This is a genomic window from Nocardioides sp. S-1144, from assembly GCF_005954645.2.
In the GTDB taxonomy this organism is placed as follows: Bacteria; Actinomycetota; Actinomycetes; order Propionibacteriales; family Nocardioidaceae; genus Nocardioides; species Nocardioides dongxiaopingii.
The window spans coordinates 1,543,536-1,558,803 of record NZ_CP040695.2 but is presented as its reverse complement, the minus strand read 5'-3'; the positions used below and the strand labels follow the sequence as shown (position 1 = coordinate 1,558,803).

At 74.8% G+C, this 15,268-nt stretch carries 17 protein-coding genes; 6 read left to right on the top strand and 11 right to left on the bottom strand.

Annotated elements, in window-relative coordinates:
- Positions 1-2 precede the first annotated feature (2 nt).
- On the top strand, positions 3-635 hold the full coding sequence (locus FE634_RS07375) for a TetR/AcrR family transcriptional regulator (protein ID WP_170981659.1): 633 nt from the start codon (positions 3-5) through the stop codon (positions 633-635).
- Between the two features lie 33 nt (positions 636-668).
- Positions 669-890 carry a DUF3107 domain-containing protein gene (locus tag FE634_RS07370; protein ID WP_137294948.1) on the top strand — a complete coding sequence of 74 codons (222 nt, stop codon included), beginning with the start codon at positions 669-671 and terminating at the stop codon, positions 888-890.
- 108 nt (positions 891-998) lie between these two features.
- Here FE634_RS07370 and FE634_RS07365 read toward each other — a convergent pair whose 3' ends face one another.
- On the bottom strand, positions 999-1,715 hold the full coding sequence (locus FE634_RS07365; protein WP_137294947.1) for a ferritin-like fold-containing protein: 717 nt from the start codon (positions 1,713-1,715) through the stop codon (positions 999-1,001).
- A 199-nt stretch (positions 1,716-1,914) separates the two neighbouring features.
- On the opposite strand from FE634_RS07365, the gene FE634_RS07360 reads away from it, so the two are divergent.
- Positions 1,915-3,453 (top strand): DEAD/DEAH box helicase, encoded by a 1,539-nt coding sequence (locus FE634_RS07360; RefSeq protein WP_396954632.1) that lies wholly within the window; start codon positions 1,915-1,917, stop codon positions 3,451-3,453.
- 109 nt (positions 3,454-3,562) lie between these two features.
- Here the strand turns inward: FE634_RS07360 and FE634_RS07355 are convergent, their stop codons facing one another.
- Together FE634_RS07355 and FE634_RS07350 are read right to left on the bottom strand one after the other, a co-directional pair.
- On the bottom strand, positions 3,563-4,351 hold the full coding sequence (locus FE634_RS07355; RefSeq protein ID WP_137294945.1) for a L,D-transpeptidase family protein: 789 nt from the start codon (positions 4,349-4,351) through the stop codon (positions 3,563-3,565).
- The gene (locus tag FE634_RS07350; RefSeq protein ID WP_137294944.1) at positions 4,348-5,127 is read right to left on the bottom strand and encodes a ParA family protein; all 780 of its coding nucleotides are present in this window, start codon (positions 5,125-5,127) and stop codon (positions 4,348-4,350) included. The genes FE634_RS07355 and FE634_RS07350 overlap by 4 nt, the downstream gene beginning before the upstream one ends.
- A 114-nt stretch (positions 5,128-5,241) precedes the next feature.
- On the opposite strand from FE634_RS07350, the gene FE634_RS07345 reads away from it, so the two are divergent.
- Complete coding sequence (locus tag FE634_RS07345) at positions 5,242-5,994, top strand: SDR family NAD(P)-dependent oxidoreductase (RefSeq protein WP_138875504.1); 753 nt, start codon at positions 5,242-5,244, stop codon at positions 5,992-5,994.
- A gap of 645 nt (positions 5,995-6,639) precedes the next feature.
- On the opposite strand, the gene FE634_RS07340 is transcribed toward FE634_RS07345, so the two are convergent.
- From FE634_RS07340 to FE634_RS07330, 3 genes are read right to left on the bottom strand one after another with little or no spacing between them, the layout of a single operon-like run.
- Complete coding sequence (locus tag FE634_RS07340; RefSeq protein ID WP_148240479.1) at positions 6,640-7,512, bottom strand: PHP domain-containing protein; 873 nt, start codon at positions 7,510-7,512, stop codon at positions 6,640-6,642.
- A 16-nt stretch (positions 7,513-7,528) separates the two neighbouring features.
- Complete coding sequence (locus FE634_RS07335; protein ID WP_138875502.1) at positions 7,529-8,176, bottom strand: DUF6758 family protein; 648 nt, start codon at positions 8,174-8,176, stop codon at positions 7,529-7,531.
- Between the two features lie 32 nt (positions 8,177-8,208).
- Positions 8,209-8,772, bottom strand: a complete 564-nt coding sequence (locus FE634_RS07330; protein WP_138875501.1) for a histidine phosphatase family protein — start codon at positions 8,770-8,772, stop codon at positions 8,209-8,211.
- A gap of 25 nt (positions 8,773-8,797) precedes the next feature.
- Here FE634_RS07330 and FE634_RS07325 point away from each other — a divergent pair, with 25 nt between their 5' ends.
- Positions 8,798-9,979 (top strand): right-handed parallel beta-helix repeat-containing protein, encoded by a 1,182-nt coding sequence (locus tag FE634_RS07325; protein ID WP_187366850.1) that lies wholly within the window; start codon positions 8,798-8,800, stop codon positions 9,977-9,979.
- 77 nt (positions 9,980-10,056) lie between these two features.
- The gene (locus FE634_RS07320) at positions 10,057-11,220 is read left to right on the top strand and encodes an MFS transporter (RefSeq protein WP_222847685.1); all 1,164 of its coding nucleotides are present in this window, start codon (positions 10,057-10,059) and stop codon (positions 11,218-11,220) included.
- Here the strand turns inward: FE634_RS07320 and FE634_RS07315 are convergent.
- The 5 genes from FE634_RS07315 to FE634_RS07295 form a co-directional block, all read right to left on the bottom strand.
- A complete protein-coding gene (locus tag FE634_RS07315; protein WP_262347612.1) occupies positions 11,208-11,564 on the bottom strand; it encodes a MaoC family dehydratase in 357 nt (118 codons plus the stop codon). The two genes, FE634_RS07320 and FE634_RS07315, sit on opposite strands and share 13 nt — an antisense overlap.
- Positions 11,565-11,820: 256 nt before the next feature.
- Entirely contained in the window at positions 11,821-12,009 is a 189-nt protein-coding gene (locus tag FE634_RS07310) for a DUF5302 domain-containing protein (RefSeq protein WP_137294938.1), read from the bottom strand.
- Between the two features lie 70 nt (positions 12,010-12,079).
- Positions 12,080-13,384 (bottom strand): glycosyltransferase family protein, encoded by a 1,305-nt coding sequence (locus FE634_RS07305; protein WP_138875498.1) that lies wholly within the window; start codon positions 13,382-13,384, stop codon positions 12,080-12,082.
- A 57-nt stretch (positions 13,385-13,441) separates the two neighbouring features.
- Entirely contained in the window at positions 13,442-14,536 is a 1,095-nt protein-coding gene (locus FE634_RS07300) for a DUF2332 domain-containing protein (protein WP_138875497.1), read from the bottom strand.
- A 33-nt stretch (positions 14,537-14,569) separates the two neighbouring features.
- Positions 14,570-15,253, bottom strand: coding sequence for a dienelactone hydrolase family protein (locus tag FE634_RS07295; protein ID WP_138875496.1), 684 nt, complete (start codon positions 15,251-15,253; stop codon positions 14,570-14,572).
- Positions 15,254-15,268: the final 15 nt, after the last annotated feature.

The window sequence follows — 15,268 nt, the reverse complement described above, 5'->3', positions numbered from 1 at the left end:
CCGTGGCACCGACACCTCCCGAGATCGACGGCGCCCGGCCCCGCGGCGGCCGGCTCCCCCGTCGGGAGCGCCGCGTGCAGCTCCTGGAGTCCGCGCTCGAGGTCTTCGTCCGCCACGGCTACCACGCCGCCGCGATGGACGACATCGCCGAGCGGGCCGGGGTGTCGAAGCCGGTGCTCTACCAGCACTTCCCCGGCAAGCTCGACCTCTACCTCGCGCTCCTCGACAGCTCCTGCGACGCGATCATCGAGAACTGCCGCCTGGCGCTCGAGTCGACGCACGACAACAAGCAGCGCGTCGCGGCCGCCATCTCGGCGTTCTACGACTACGTCGGCAGCGAGACCGGCGCGTTCCGGCTGGTCTTCGAGTCCGACCTCACCAACGAGCCGGCCGTGCGCCAGCACGTCGACCGGGTCACCACCGAGTGCGCGGCCCAGATCGCCGACGTCATCCGCGACGACACCGGCCTGCCCGACACCGCGGCCCGCCTGCTCGCCGTCTCCCTCGTGGGAATGGCCCAGGTGAGCGCTCGGTTCTGGCTCTCGGAGGCCGGCGGCCTCGACCGCGACCAGGCCACCGCGCTGGTCTCGGGCCTCGCCTGGCGGGGCATCCGGGGCTACCCCCTCACCGACTGAACACCCGCACGACCTACAGAAGGAGCCCTGACCATGGAGGTCAAGATCGGCGTCCAGCACTCGCCGCGTGAGCTCGTCGTCGAGACCGACGAGTCCGCCGAGGGTGTCGAGAGGCTCGTGAGCGACGCCGTCCAGGCGGACGGCGTCCTCGCCCTCACCGACAGCAAGGGCCGCAAGGTCATCGTCCCGGCCGGCAAGATCGCCTACATCGAGATCGGTGGCGGTGTCTCCGGCGCCGTCGGTTTCCGGAGCTGAGACCGGGGCCGGGGTTTCCCCGGTCGACCGGGGAAATCTGAACTTGTCGGCCGGGATCCCGGCCGACAAGTTCAGGTTTCGGCCGCCCAGTCCGACGTCGCGGGCCGGCTAGGAGTCGAGGCCGAGCTCGCTCATCCGCTCGGCGTGCCGCTCGGTGAGCCGGGTGAACATCCGGCCGAGGGCGGCCAGGTCGAGCCCGGGGCGGTCGACGCCACCGGTCAGCAGCGCCGTGAGCGAGTCGCGGTCGGCCGCGACGCGCTGGGCCTGGGTGAGCGCCTCCCCCATCAGCCGGCGGCCCCACAGCGCGAGCCGCCCGCCGTGGCGCGGGTCGGTGGCGATGCCCTCGCGCACCCGCTCGACCACGAACGCCGCGTGGCCGCCGTCGTCGTCGAGCGAGGCCAGGACGAGGTCGCGGGTGCCGGGGTCGAGGAAGGCCGCGATCTCGCGGTAGAAGTCGTTGGCCAGACCGTCGCCGACGAACGCCTTCACGAGTCCCTCGAGCCAGTCGGACGGCGCGGTGTGCTGGTGGAAGGAGTCGATGGCGACCCGGAACGGGGCCATCGCCGCGAACGGGTCCCCGCCGAGCTCGCTGATCCGCTGGTGCAGCCGCCCGACCTTGCCGAGCTCGGTGGCCGCCATCGTGGCCAGCGCCACCTTGTCCTGCATCGTCGGGGCGAGCTTGGAGTCGTCGGCGAGCCGCTCGAAGGCGGTGATCTCGCCGTAGGAGATGACGCCGAGCAGGTCGACCACCGCGTCGCGGTACACCGGGTCGACCGGGGCCGCCCCGTCGTCGGGACGCGGCGCGGGGTCGGGGGATTCGGACATGGGCGCACCCTATTCGATAGACTGGCCCCACGAGCGGGAGCGCAGACCCAGGTCCACGACCTGACGCGCCCGATTCCCGCTCCCGTATGTGCGCGGTCAGCCTCGCCCACGGCCCGGTGCCACACCGGTCGGCCGGCCGCACAGATTCGTCGACACGATCGCAATCGGCTGCCTGGCTTGACCGATGGAAAGCAGAACATTGACCACCACCTTCCGTGAGCTCGGGGTCCTCCCCGAGATCTGCGACGCGCTCGAGCGCGCCGGCATCACAACCCCCTTCGCCATCCAGGAGATGACCCTCTCCGTCGCGCTGATGGGCACCGACCTGATTGGTCAGGCCCGCACCGGCACCGGCAAGACCCTCGCCTTCGGCATCCCGGTCCTGCAGCGCAGCGTCGTCTCCACCGATGCCGCCTACGCCGACCTGCCGCAGGGCAAGCCGCAGGCCCTCATCGTGGCCCCGACGCGCGAGCTCGCGCTCCAGGTCTCCAACGACCTGCACCTGGCCAGCAAGGACCTCGGCCTCCGGGTCCTCACCGTCTACGGCGGCGTCGGCTACGACACCCAGCTCGACACCCTGGCCAGCGGCGTCGACATCGTCGTCGGCACGCCCGGGCGCCTCATCGACCTGGCCAACCGCCGGGCCCTCGACCTGTCGCACGTGCACGCCGTCGTCCTCGACGAGGCCGACGAGATGCTCGACCTCGGGTTCCTGCCCGACGTGCAGCGGCTGCTCAGCATGACCCCCGAGACCCGCCAGACGATGCTGTTCTCGGCGACCATGCCGGCCGCGATCGTGGCGCTGGCCCGCACCCACATGCGGCACCCGATGAACATCCGCGCCGAGTCGTCCTACGACACCACCATGGTCCCGGCCACCGCGCAGTTCATCTACCAGGCCCACGACCTCGACAAGCCCGAGATCATCGGCCGGATCCTGCAGGCCGAGGACGCCGAGAAGTTCATCGTCTTCACCCGCACCAAGCGCCAGGCGCAGCGGATCGCCGACGACCTCGAGGAGCGCGGCTTCGCCACCAGCCCGCTGCACGGCGACATGGCGCAGGTCGCGCGCGAGAAGGCGCTGGCCAAGTTCCGCGAGGACAGGATCCGCGTCCTGGTCGCCACCGACGTCGCCGCCCGCGGCATCGACGTCCGCGGCGTCTCGCACGTCATCAACTACACCTGCCCCGAGGACGACAAGACCTACGTCCACCGGATCGGCCGCACCGGCCGCGCCGGCGCCTCGGGCACCGCGATCACGTTCGTCGACTGGGCCGACGTGCACCGCTGGAAGATGATCAACAAGACCCTCGACCTGCCCTTCGACGAGCCGCAGGAGACGTACTCGACCTCCGAGCACCTCTTCCACGACCAGGGCATCGCGCCCGGCACCAAGGGCCGGATCGTGCCCGAGAAGCCGGTCGAGCGGAAGCCGCGCGAGGACCGTGGCCGTGACGGCGGCCGTGACGGGGGCCGCGACGGCGAGCGCCGCGAGCGCGCGCCGCGCAACCGCGACCGGTCGCGCACCCGCACCCGCTCGGGCGAGAGCGTCGCCTCGGGCGCCGGCTCGGCCGACTCGAAGCCCGAGGGCGCACCCGTGACCGCCGGCGAGGCGCAGGAGGTCACCGCCTCCGGTGCTCCCGCCGGCACCCGGCCGCGCCGCCGCCGTCGCCGCGGCGGCTCGGGCTCCGGCTCGGGTGCCGCGTCGGCCACCAGCGAGGGCACGAACGAGGGCTGACCCGCCCGCACCGACACGCAGGAGTCCCCGGTCCGCCGGGGGCTCCTGCCAGTTTTCGGGCGACCGCGCGCGACGGCGCGGGCGCCGCCCAGCCCCTCGGCGGCTCGGGTCAGTCGGTGACGACGACGGTGGTGCCGAGCGGGGCGAAGTCCCACAGCGCGAGCGCGTCGGGCGTGGCCTGGCGGATGCAGCCGTGCGACTGCGGCGTGCCGAGCTGCGCCTTGGTCTGCACCCGGGCGCCGTCGTCGACGGGGATCGTGTGGAACCCGATCGCCGCACCGGTGTCGCCCTGGGTGAACCGGACGAACCACTCCATCGTGCCCGAGTCGTCGATCCCGATGGCATCCTCGGAGCGGGAGTACACCTCGTAGGTGCCGGGGTCGAGGTTGTCGGTCAGGCTGCCCGAGACCAGGTAGGTGCGCTCGATCTCGTCGTCGCCGCCGACCAGCCAGACCCGCTGCCGTCCCTCGCTGAAGACCACGCGCCGACCGGTGCCGCTGTCGGCAGGCAGCACCGTGGCCGTCTCCTCCGCGGACGGACCCTCCGCCCCGGACGTCGACTCCTCGTCGGACTCCCCCGCCCCGGACGTCGGTGCGGGCGGCTCCGACGTGGGCTCGGACGTCGGCTCCGACGTGGGCTCCGACGTCGGCTCGGACGTCGGCTCAGCAGTCGGGTCGGCGGTCGCGACGGCGTCGCGGGCGCTCCGGTCGTCCGAGACGTCGGCGGCGGCCACGGCGGCCCGGTTCCCACCCCGCGGCTCGTCGTCGGCGGCCGAGGGCAGGACGCCGGTGCTGCCGAGCAGCGCCACCGCCGTCGTGGCCAGCGAGACGCCCAGGACGACGAAGCGGCCCTGCCGGGCGCGGTAGCGCGGCGGCGGGTCCATCCGGTGCCGGCTCACGACGCGCGCCCCGCCCGGGTGACCAGGTTGGCCGCGACCGCCCGGTAGGCGGCGGCGCCCTTGCTGCTGCGGCTGGTCGCCAGGATCGAGCGGCCGGCGGCCGGCGCCTCGGCGAACTTGATCGTCTTCGGGATCGGCGGCTCCACGACCTCGAGGTCGTAGGTCTCCGAGATGGTCTCCAGCACGGTGCGCGCGTGGGTCGTGCGGCCGTCGTACAGCGTCGGCAGCACGCCCCAGACCACGAGGTCGCGGTTGGTGAACCGCTTGACGTCGTGGACGGTGTCGAGGAGCTGGCCGACGCCGCGGTGGGACAGCGTCTCGCACTGCAGCGGCACCAGGACGCCGTCGGCGGCGGTCAGCGCCGCGACCGTGAGCACCCCGAGCGAGGGCGGGCAGTCGAGCAGGATCCAGTCGTAGTGGCTGCCGCGGGCGGCGAGGTCCTCGATCATGGAGCGCAGCACGTGCTCGCGGCCGGTACGGGTCAGCAGGTCGGCCTCGGCGCGGGCCAGCTCGATCGTCGCGGGCATCAGCGCCACGCCGTCGTCGGTCTGGAGCACGACCTCGGTGGGGTCGAGCCCCTTCGTCAGCACGTGGTGGACCGACAGCTCGAGGTCCTCCGGGTCGATGCCGAGGGAGAACGTCAGGCACGCCTGGGGGTCGAGGTCGACCAGCAGGACGGAGTGACCGAGCTCGGCGAGCGCGGCACCGATGGAGGCGACGCTGGTCGTCTTGGCGACGCCGCCCTTCTGGTTGGCGATCGCGAGGGTCGTGGTCATCGGCTCCCATCATGCCCGACCGCGGCCCCCGAGCCGCGCACGTCCCCCGGCGTGCTGCCCGGCGACCCGACCTGTGTCGTGCGCGGCGATCGCCGTCCTGCGACGATGCCTGCCATGCCCACCGCACTCGTCACCGGCGCCACCGCCGGCATCGGCCACGCCTTCGCCGTCCACCTCGCCCGCCACGGGCACGACCTCGTGCTGGTCGCTCGCGACGCCGGCCGGCTCGAGCAGGTGGCGGCGGACCTGCGCGCCGCGCACGGCGTCGACGTCGAGGTCCTGGTCGCCGACCTCGTCGAGCCCGACCAGCTCGCCCGGGTCGAGGCCCGCGTCGCCGACCGCGAGCGCGCGGTCGACCTGCTGGTCAACAACGCCGGGTTCGGCCTGAAGAAGCGGTTCCTCGACAACCCGGTCGAGGCCGAGGAGGCGATGCTCGCGGTCCTCGTCACCGCGGTGCTCCGGCTCAGCCACGCCGCCCTCGGCGCGATGACCGAGCGCGGCAGCGGCGGCATCATCAACGTCTCCAGCGTCGCGGCGTTCCTCCCCCGCGGCTCGTACTCCGCCGCCAAGGCGTGGGTGAACAGCTTCAGCGAGTGGGCCGCCAACGAGTACCGCGCGCAGGGCGTCACCGTGATGGCGCTGTGCCCGGGGTTCACCAAGACCGAGTTCCACGAGCGGATGGAGGTCAAGCGCGGCGACGGCTTCATGTGGCTCGACGTCGACTTCCTCGTCGAGCGGGCGCTCAAGGACTACGCCAAGGGGCGGATCATCTCGGTCCCCGGGGCGCAGTACAAGACCGTCATCGCGCTGACCCGGCTGGTCCCGAACCGCGCGCTGCAGGCCTACCAGTCCATCGGGCGGCGGTAGCCCGGTCCGGCGAGGGGCGAGCTGGGGGGCGCTTCGTCGGTCGTCGGGCGGATCGGTCTGGGTGCCGGGGTTTCGTCGGCGCTCGCTGGGGCTCGCTTGCTCAACCTCCGGCGGGGCGCGGGCGGGGGCCGGGGTTTCGTCGGCGCTCGCTGGGGCTCGCTTGCTCAACCTCCGGGGCGGGCGCTCGACGTCCGGCGGGTTTCGTCGGCGCTCGCTGGCGCTCGCTTGCTCAACCTCCGGGGCGGGGACCGGGGTTTCGTCGGCGCTCGCTGGCGCTCGCTTGCTCAACCTCCGGGGCGGGGGCCGGGGTTTCGTCGGCGCTCGCTGGCGCTCGCTTGCTCAACCTCCGGCGGGGCGCGGGCGACGTCCCGCGGGTTTCGTCGGCGCTCGCTGGGGCTCGCTTGCTCAACCTCCGGCGGGGAGCGGGCGACGTCCGGCCGGTTTCGTCGGCGCTCGCTGGCGCTCGCTTGCTCAACCTCCGGGGCGGCGGCCGGAGTTTCGTCGGCGCTCGCTGGGGCTCGCTTGCTCAACCTCCGGGGCGGGGGCCGGTCTCGTCGGCGCTCGCTGGCGCTCGCTTGCTCAACCTCCGGGGCGGGGGCCGGTTTCGTCGGCGCTCGCTGGGGCTCGCTTGCTCAGCCTCCGGGATCAGCCGGCGGGGGTGACGAGGGCGGGGACGGCGCGGGCGGAGGCGGTCGCGGCGGTGGCGGCGCGGTCGAGGAGCCGCTCGTACTCCGCGACGGCGGTGGTGTGGCAGCCGAGGTCGTGGTCGGTCTTGCCGAGGCCGTGGTGGTCGCTGGAGCCGGTGGCGACGAGGTCGAGGTCGCGGGCCAGCGCGCGCAGCTCCTCGCGGACGCCGGGGTCGTGGTCCTGGTGGTCGACCTCCACACCGGCGAGCCCGAGCCGGGCGAGGGCGGCGAGCTCCTCGGGCGGCAGCGCGGCCCGGCGGCCGCGGCCCCACGGGTGCGCGACGACGCTGACGCCGCCCGCGGCGGTGACCGCCTCGATGGTGCCGGTCAGCGGCGCGGCGTAGCGGTCGACGTAGGCGGGTCGTCCCTCGTCGAGGTAGCGGGCGAACGCCTCGTCGCGGCTGGCCACGACACCGGCGCGGACGAGCGCGTCGGCGACGTGCGGGCGTCCGGGGACGCCGTCGGTGGCGATGTCGTCGAGGGTGAGCTCGATGCCGAGGGCGTGGGTCGCGGCGAGCATCGCGGGCGCCCGGCTGCCGCGGCCGTCGACGATCCGCTCGAGCTCGGCGCGCAGCCCCGGGTGCTCCGGGTCGGGGAGGTAGGCGAGCAGGTGGACGCCCTGGCCGCGGTGCCGGGTGCTGATCTCCATGCCGCGCACGAGGGTGATGCCCACCGCCAGCGCGGCGTCGGCCGCCTCGTCCCACCCGGCCGCCGTGTCGTGGTCGGTGAGGGCGACGACGTCCAGCCCGGCCGCGCGCGCGGCGACGACGAGCTCGGTGGGGGTCTGGGTCCCGTCGCTGACCCGGGAGTGGGTGTGGAGGTCGATGCGCACCCGGGCAGCCTAGGGGTCACCAGGCGGGCGCCGGCCCCCCGAACGGCAGCCAGACCAGGGACGGGCCCACCCGTGAGGCGTCGCGCAGGATCCACTCCTCGCGCAGCAGCAGCAGCGCCGACGCCGGGCGCAGCACGATCCACAGCCAGCGGCCGTGTGCCTCGCCCGCCAGCACCGACCGGTCCTGCTCCCGGCCGGCGACGTCGGGCCCGGGGCTCGTCGAGACCGCCCACAGCGGCACCACCCTGGTGTCGAGGCGGACTCGCACCGCCGGCGTCCCGGCCCCGATCTCGGGCCCGGGGTCCTGGTGCACGGTGCCCGCGACCCGGGCTCCGAGACCGGTGCCGGCCTCCTCGGTGACCACGAGGACGTCGACCGGGCCGTCGAGGGCGCTGGGGCCGGAGGTGCAGGCCATCGTGGCGCGGGTGCGCTCGGGGTCGGAGCCGACGACCGCGAAGTCGGTGACGCCCCAGCCCGGGCTCAGCGGCCAGGGCAGGTACGTCGGGACGGCGCGGGAGCGGTTCAGGTGCTCGGCGAACGCGTCGTAGGTGACCTCGGCGGGGCGCCACAGCGGCTCGATGTCGGCGTGCTCGAGGCAGGCCCACCCGGCCGCGGTCTGCGTGACGGGGGCCGCGCACCGAGGACAGCCCGCCGAGAGCGACATGCCGTCCACGGTCGCGGGGAGGGGGGCTCGCGTCAAGAGTTCCAGCGGACGACGACCGGCGAGTCGCGCTCGTGGCCGAGCAGCGAGACGGTGGCGGTGTCGAGCTTGAACAACCGGCCCTCGCTCACGGGCAGCCCCAGCCAGCGGGCCGTCAGCACGCGGAGCGAGTGCCCGTGCGCGAAGGCGATCACCGGGCCGGACGCCGCCAGCACCCGGGCCACGACGCGGTCCAGCCGCGCGCCGACCTCGTCGGGGCTCTCCCCGCCCGGGCAGCCGTCGGTCCAGATGTCCCAGCCGGGTCGCTGCTCGCGGATCGCCGGGGTCGTGATCCCCTCGTACTCGCCGTAGCCCCACTCGGTGAGGTCGTCGTCGACCTGGGCGTCGGCGAAGCCGGCCAGCTCGGCGGTGCGACGCGCGCGCAGCCGCGGGCTGGTGAGGACCAGCGCCGCGTCGACGTCCGCGAGACGCTCGCCCAGCGCGCGGGCGTCGTCCTCGCCGTCCTCGAGCAGCGGCAGGTCGGTGGCGGAGGTGTGCCGGCCGGACCGGCTCCACTCGGTGGGGCCGTGGCGGACGATCCAGAGCTCGTTCCCAGTCACCGCCGCAGTCTGTCACGATCCTCGGGTGCGACCGGTCCACCTCCTGCTCGTGACCCTCCTGGCCGCGTCCCCCGCGGCCGTGCCCGCCCCTGCCCCGGCGCAGGCCGGCCCGGAGCCGGGTCCGCGGACCTGGCGGGTCGGCCCCGACCGTGCCCTCGCCTCCCCGAGCGCCGCCGCGGCCGTGGCCCGCGACGGCGACACGGTGCTCATCGATGCGGGCAGCTACCCGGGCGACGTCGCCACCTGGACCCAGGACGACGTCACGCTGCGGGCCGTCGGTGGCCGGGTCCGCCTGCCCGCCGACGGCAACAGCGCGCAGGGCAAGGCGATCTGGGTCGTCGCGGGCGACCGCACCCGCGTCGAGGGGATCGAGTTCAGCGGCGCCGCCGTGCCCGACCGCAACGGCGCGGGGATCCGCCAGGAGGGCGCCGGGCTGACGGTCGTCGGCTCGGTCTTCCACCACAACGAGAACGGCATCCTGGCCGGTGCCAACGCCGCCAGCGACATCCGGGTGGAACGGTCGCGCTTCCAGGCCAACGGCGCCGGGGACGGCTACTCGCACAACCTCTACGTCGGCGCGGTCCGCTCGCTCACGGTGACCGGCAGCGTCCTGGCGGGCGCGTCGGTCGGGCACGAGCTCAAGTCGCGTGCGCTGCGCACGGTGGTGACCGGCAACCGGATCGTCGACGGCGCCGGCACGGCCAGCTACTCGATCGACGTCCCGAACGGCGGCGAGACGTTCGTGGCCGGCAACGTCGTCGAGCAGGGCGCCGCCTCGCAGAACCCCGTGCTCGTGGCCTACGGCGCCGAGGGCCTGACCCACCCGCGGTCGCGGCTGTGGGTGGTCAACAACACCTTCGTGAACCGCCGCGCCTCGGGCACCTTCGTCGCGCTCCCCGACGCCGGCGCCGAGGCGCACCTCTGGAACAACCTCCTCGTCGGTCCCGGCGACCTCACCGACGGCGCGGCCGAGCGGCGCGGCAACCGGCGCGTCGGCGTGCGGGGCTTCGTCGACGCCGCCGCCCAGGACTTCCGGCTGCGCGCCCGGTCCCCCGCCCGCGACCGCGGCGTCCGGCCGCCCCGCCGCTGGCGCGCCCGCTGGGTCTACGTCGCCCCGCTCCGCACCGCTCCCCGCCCCCGCGCCGGTCGCCTCGACGTCGGCGCGTACGAGTTCGTGCCGCGCCGCCGCCGACCCGCCGCGGGCTGAGGTCCCCCGGCCGCGTGCTGAGGGGCCGGTCGCCCGATCTCCGCCCGCGCGGTCCCGGTCGGTGCGACGATCGGCGCGTGACCCCACCGACCGTCGTGTCCGCGGGCCTCGGCCGGCACCGCCGGGCGAGCGCGCTGGCCTTCGCCAGCCAGGGCCTGGTCTTCATCAGCCTCACCACCCGGCTGCCCGACTTCGCGGACCGGTGGAACCTCGGCGAGCTCGAGCTGTCGCTGCTGCTGCTGCTCATGGTGCTGCTCGCCGGCGTCGGCTCGGTCGCCGCCGAGCGGCTCGCCGCGCGCCGCGACAGCGCCACCGTGCTGCGGGCCGGGCTGCTGCTGACCGCCGTCGCGGTGCCGACGCTCGCGCTGGCGCCGGCCCACGCGGCCTTCGTCCTCGGGCTGGCGGCCTACGGCGTCGCGCTCGGCGTCGTCGACGCCACCGCCAACATGCAGGCCGTGGCGATCGAGCACGGCTACGGCCGGCCGATCCTGCCGTCGTTCCACGGGGCGTGGACGGCGGGCGGCGTGGTCGGCGCGACGCTCACCCTGGCGACGTCGGGGCTCCCCAGCGGGTCCGCGGCCGCCGTGGCCGCCCTGCCGCTCGCGGTCGCCGTCACCGCCGGCTTCCTGCCGCGGGCCGAGGTGCCCGGCGAGGGGGTCGCCGTCACCGTGCCGTGGCGCCCGATCGTGCTGGTCGGGCTGGGGATGGTCGTCTTCTACATGGTCGACACCGCCGCCACGACCTGGGGCGCGACCTACCTCGACGACACCGTCGTCGCGCCGTCGGGCCTGGTCGCGCTGGCGACCCTCCCCTACCTGCTGGCCAGCCTCGTCGTCCGGCTCGCCGGCGACCGGCTGGTGCAGACCCACGGCGTGGTCGTGGTGCTGCGCACCGGCGCGGTCGTGGCCTGCGTGGGGCTCGTCACCGTGGTGCTCGCCCCGGCCTGGCCGGTCGCCGTCCTCGGCTTCACGGTCACCGGCGCGGGCGTCGCGGTGGTCGCACCGCTGAGCTTCTCCGCCGCGGCGCGGATCGCCGGCGGCTCGCCGGCCCAGGTCGACGCCGTCGTCGCGCGCTTCAACCAGTTCAACTACCTCGGCGCGCTGCTCGGCGCCGTGCTCACCGGCGTCGTCGGCAGCGACTCGTTGCGGGTCGGGTTCGCCGTCCCCGCGGTCCTGGTGCTCGCGCTGGTGCCGCTGGCGCGGGCCTTCGCCGCCGACGAGCCGGGGCGTCAGTCGGCCTGAGGGCCGGGCCAGTTCCTGTCGGGCTGGGGCACCGGCCGGCCGGGCTGCTCGCCGCCGCGCGCCTGGAGGTAGCTGTCCTTGGGGACCATCACCTTGCGGCGGAAGATGCACACGACCGTGCCGTCCTGGTTGTAGCCGATCGTCTCGACGTGGACGACGCCCCGGTCGTCCTTGCTCCGGCTCTCGGTCTTGGCGAGCACGGTGGTCTCGCCGTACAGCGTGTCACCGTGGAACGTCGGCGCGACGTGGCGCAGCGACTCGACCTCCAGGTTGGCGATGGCCTTGCCGGAGACGTCGGCGACCGACATGCCGAGCAGGATCGAGTAGACGTAGTTGCCGACCACGACGTTCCGGCCGAACTGGGTGGTCTCTCCCCCGCGTAGTGCGCGTCGAGGTGCAGCGGGTGGTGGTTCATCGTCAGCAGGCAGAACAGGTGGTCGTCGTACTCGGTGACCGTCTTGCCCGGCCAGTGCCGGTAGGTGGCCCCGACCTCGAACTCCTCGTAGCTGCGCCCGAACTGCACGATGCTCTCCTCACTCACGGGGATCCCGACGGTTACCGGCGGGTACGACGTCGTGAGTCTGTCAGGTCGGCGTCGGGTCAGCTGCCACCCCCACCGGCCTTGCGCCGGTGCATCTTCGGGGCGTTGTCGCTGACCTCCGAACCGTGGGCCTTCTCGTGGAGCGGGCCGTCCTGGTGCACACCCTTCTCGTGCGTGTTCTTGCGGTCGAGGGCCTCGCGCATCTTGGCCTTGAGGTCGTCGTTGCTGGAACCCGGGGCATCCGTCATGCCCTCCACCCTGGCACGGGCGTCCGCGGCCGTCGACCGGCTTTCGGGTCGTCGACGACGGCGGCGTGCCTCAGGGACGACGTCGCAGCCGCGCCCGCACGCCGGTGCGCCTCGGGCCGGCCTTGCCGCCCTTCCCACCCCCGCCGCCCTGGCCGCCCTGGCCGCCCTTGTTCTGACCACCCTTGTTCTTGCCCTGGCCCTTGCCCTTGCCCTGGCCCTGACCACCGTTGTTCTTGCCCTGGCCCGGGCCGGGCCCGCCCTGGCCGCGGGTCGGACCGAGCTCGCGGGCCGGCTTGCGGGCGACCTGCTCGAGGATCCCGGCCGCCGCGCCGACCGGGACGCCGGTGGTGGCGAGCAGGTCGCGCAGGACGTCGAAGCCGCCCTCGTGGTCGTGCAGGGTCAGCGTCGCGCGCGGGTGGTCGGCGGCCGCGGCGAGCAGCCTGGCCAGCACCTCCAGGTCCTGCGCCGGCGCGGCCTGGGGCTGGTGCGAACCGTCCTCGGGCCCGACCTCGACGAGGAAGCCGAGGTCGTTGAGCGTGTCGAAGTCCTCGAGCGTGGTGAGGGCGTAGATGCGCCGCAGGTAGCGCTCGCGGACCTCGTCGGACACGTCGAGCCGCGACAGCGTGCGCAGCGCGCGCACGACCGGGATCCGGCTGGTGCGGTAGACCGCCCGCGACTTCGACGTGGCCAGGGTCATCCACTTGCGCGAGAACTCCTCGGCGGTGGCGGAGTCGAGGTGCAGCATCCGCAGGCCCGGGTCGGTGGCCGCGCTGGCGAACCGGCCCGCGCCGTTCTTGACGACGTGCAGGCCCATCCGCACGTCGTCGCGGACCCGGACGCCGCGCTTGCCGCGCACGTGCCCGTGGAAGTAGGCCTTGTTGGTCGGCTCCGCGACCAGGCCGAGCACCCGCAGCACGTTGAGCTCGCCGTCGCGCAGCAACCGCTTGAAGTGGGTGACCTCGCCGCTCGGCCACGCCTCGCGGGAGACCGCCTCGAGCGGGTCGAGCTTGAAGGAGCGGGTGTTCGCCGGGAGGGCGGCGACCACGTCCCGGTCGATCAGCGCGATCTCGTCGCCGTCGATGTGGACGATCCACTCCGCCCAGTCGAAGGGCGCCAGCAGCACGCGGGTCAGGTTGGCCGCCGTGCGCTGCCGCACGTTCAGGTCGTCCGAGCGGTGCTCGCCCCACCAGCCGCGGCCGGTCGGCACGTGGGTGACGTGGGGGTGGGCGTCGAGGAAGGCCTCGGCCTCGGCCCCGGTGTCCTCGGTGAAGACGACCAGGTGGTCGATGCCGTTGGCGAGGTTGCGGGTGACGTAGCGGCGGACGTTGCCGGCCGTGTCCTTCACCGTGCTGACAGCGACGATCATCCCGGGCATGCGGCGATCCAACCACGACTCAGGCCCGTCACGCGGTTCGGCCCGCCGGGGTCGAGGTCAGGCCGGGGCCGGGTCGCCGGCACCCGCGCGCTCCCAGTCGCACGGCACCCCGTGACCCCGCGAGCGGCCGAGGAACCGGCGCACCGGCGCCCCGCCCGAGGGCCACGACTCGAGCACCACCCAGAACTCGTGGTCCTCGTCCGGGCTCCTGCGGGTCGGCTCGAGGAACAGGTGGGCGAAGGGTCGGTCGTCGGAGGCGGCGGCGCCGAGCGCGTCGAGGCGGGAGCGAACGCGGTCCTGCTCGGCGCGGTCGAGGTACTGCCACATCACGCTGTGCCACACCACCGTCAGGGCACCGTCGGGCCCGGCCTCGAGGTCGATCGCGTCGACGAGGTCGCCGGCCGACTGCGCCCGCACCTGCGGCGGCACCTGCGCGGCCACCGCGAGCGCTCCGCGCAGCCGCTCGTGGCGGTGCACCTGGTCGGCCCAGACGTAGGCGGTGAGCGTGAGGCGCCCCTCGGTCGTCGCGACGTCGACCGGCAGGACGTCGCTCCCGGTGCGCTCGACGATGCGCGGCCACGCCGCGTCGGTCGGGACCGGCCCGGTCCAGGCGTCCTCGACCACGACCGGCGAGTCGCGCGGCCCGACGTCACGGCCGTCGCGGGTGCGGTAGCGGTAGCGGTCGGCGAGCAGGTTCAGCCCGCCCGACGAGCCGAGCTCGAGGAGCCGGACCGGGCGGCCGGGCCAGGCGGCACTCAGCTCCAGCAGGCCGCCCAGGAGCGCCGCCGAGCGGCCCACCTCGTTGGTCTGCGGCGGCCGGTCGAGCCACTCGCGGACGGCGTCCGGCTGGTCGGCGAGGAGCTCGCGGACCGCCGCCCACCCGGGCTCGTCGGCCCAGGTGCCGCCCACGCTGGGGTAGTACGCCGCCACCGCGCCGGCGCGTCGCTCGAGCACCAGCCGGTGCACCGAGCCGGCCAGCCGCAGCGCGAGCGCCGACGGGCCGGGCTCGTCCTCGTACCCGGCCAGCACGGCCGCCGTCGGGCCGCCGTCGACGACGTCGTCGGCGGCCCGGGACAGCAGCTCGGCGTACATCGGCGAGCCGAGGCGTCCGCACGCCTCGGCCTGGTTCCGGAACGCGGTCTCGAGGTCCACCCGCCCACCCTGGCACGCCCGCGTGCCCGGCGGTCAGCCCCCGAGGAAGGCCACCGTCCGCGCCCAGGCGGTCGCCGCGTGCTCCGGGTGGTGCTCGGGCCGCCCGGGCTCGGCGAACCAGTGCTCGGCGCCCGCGTAGACCTCCAGCGTCGCGTCGAGGCCGGCGTCGACCATCGCCTGCTGCATCTGCTCGACGTACTCGAGCGGGTCCATCTCGTCACGGTCCCCGAAGTGGTGCAGCACCCGGGCCCGGAGCCTCGACCACTCGGCCTCGGCCGCGCCGTAGTAGAGGACGACGGCGTCGACGTGCGCGGGATCGGCCTCGGCCAGCTCGACCGCCCAGCCGGCGCCGAGCGAGGCGCCGACGACGGCGACCGCGTCCCGCCCGGTGCGGGCCAGCAGCTCGTCGCGCGCCGCCTCGACGATCGCCCGGGCGGTGTCGTGGGGCACGGTGCGGCGCAGCGCGTCGGCCTCGTCGACGGTGGTGGCCACCCGGCCGCCGAACAGGTCGGGCGCCAGTGCGGTGAACCCGGCCGCGGCGAGGTCGTCGCACCACCGGCGGAAGTCGTCGTTGAGCCCCCACCAGGCGTGCAGCACCAGCACGGCGGGGCCACCGCCGCCCGGGCCCGCGCTGCCGGCGCCTACGGGTGCGGCGAGGTGGGCGGCGGCCGCACCGGCCGGGGTGTCGAGGGTGAGGTCGGTCGTCTCGGTGTCCATGGCGCCATGCTCCCC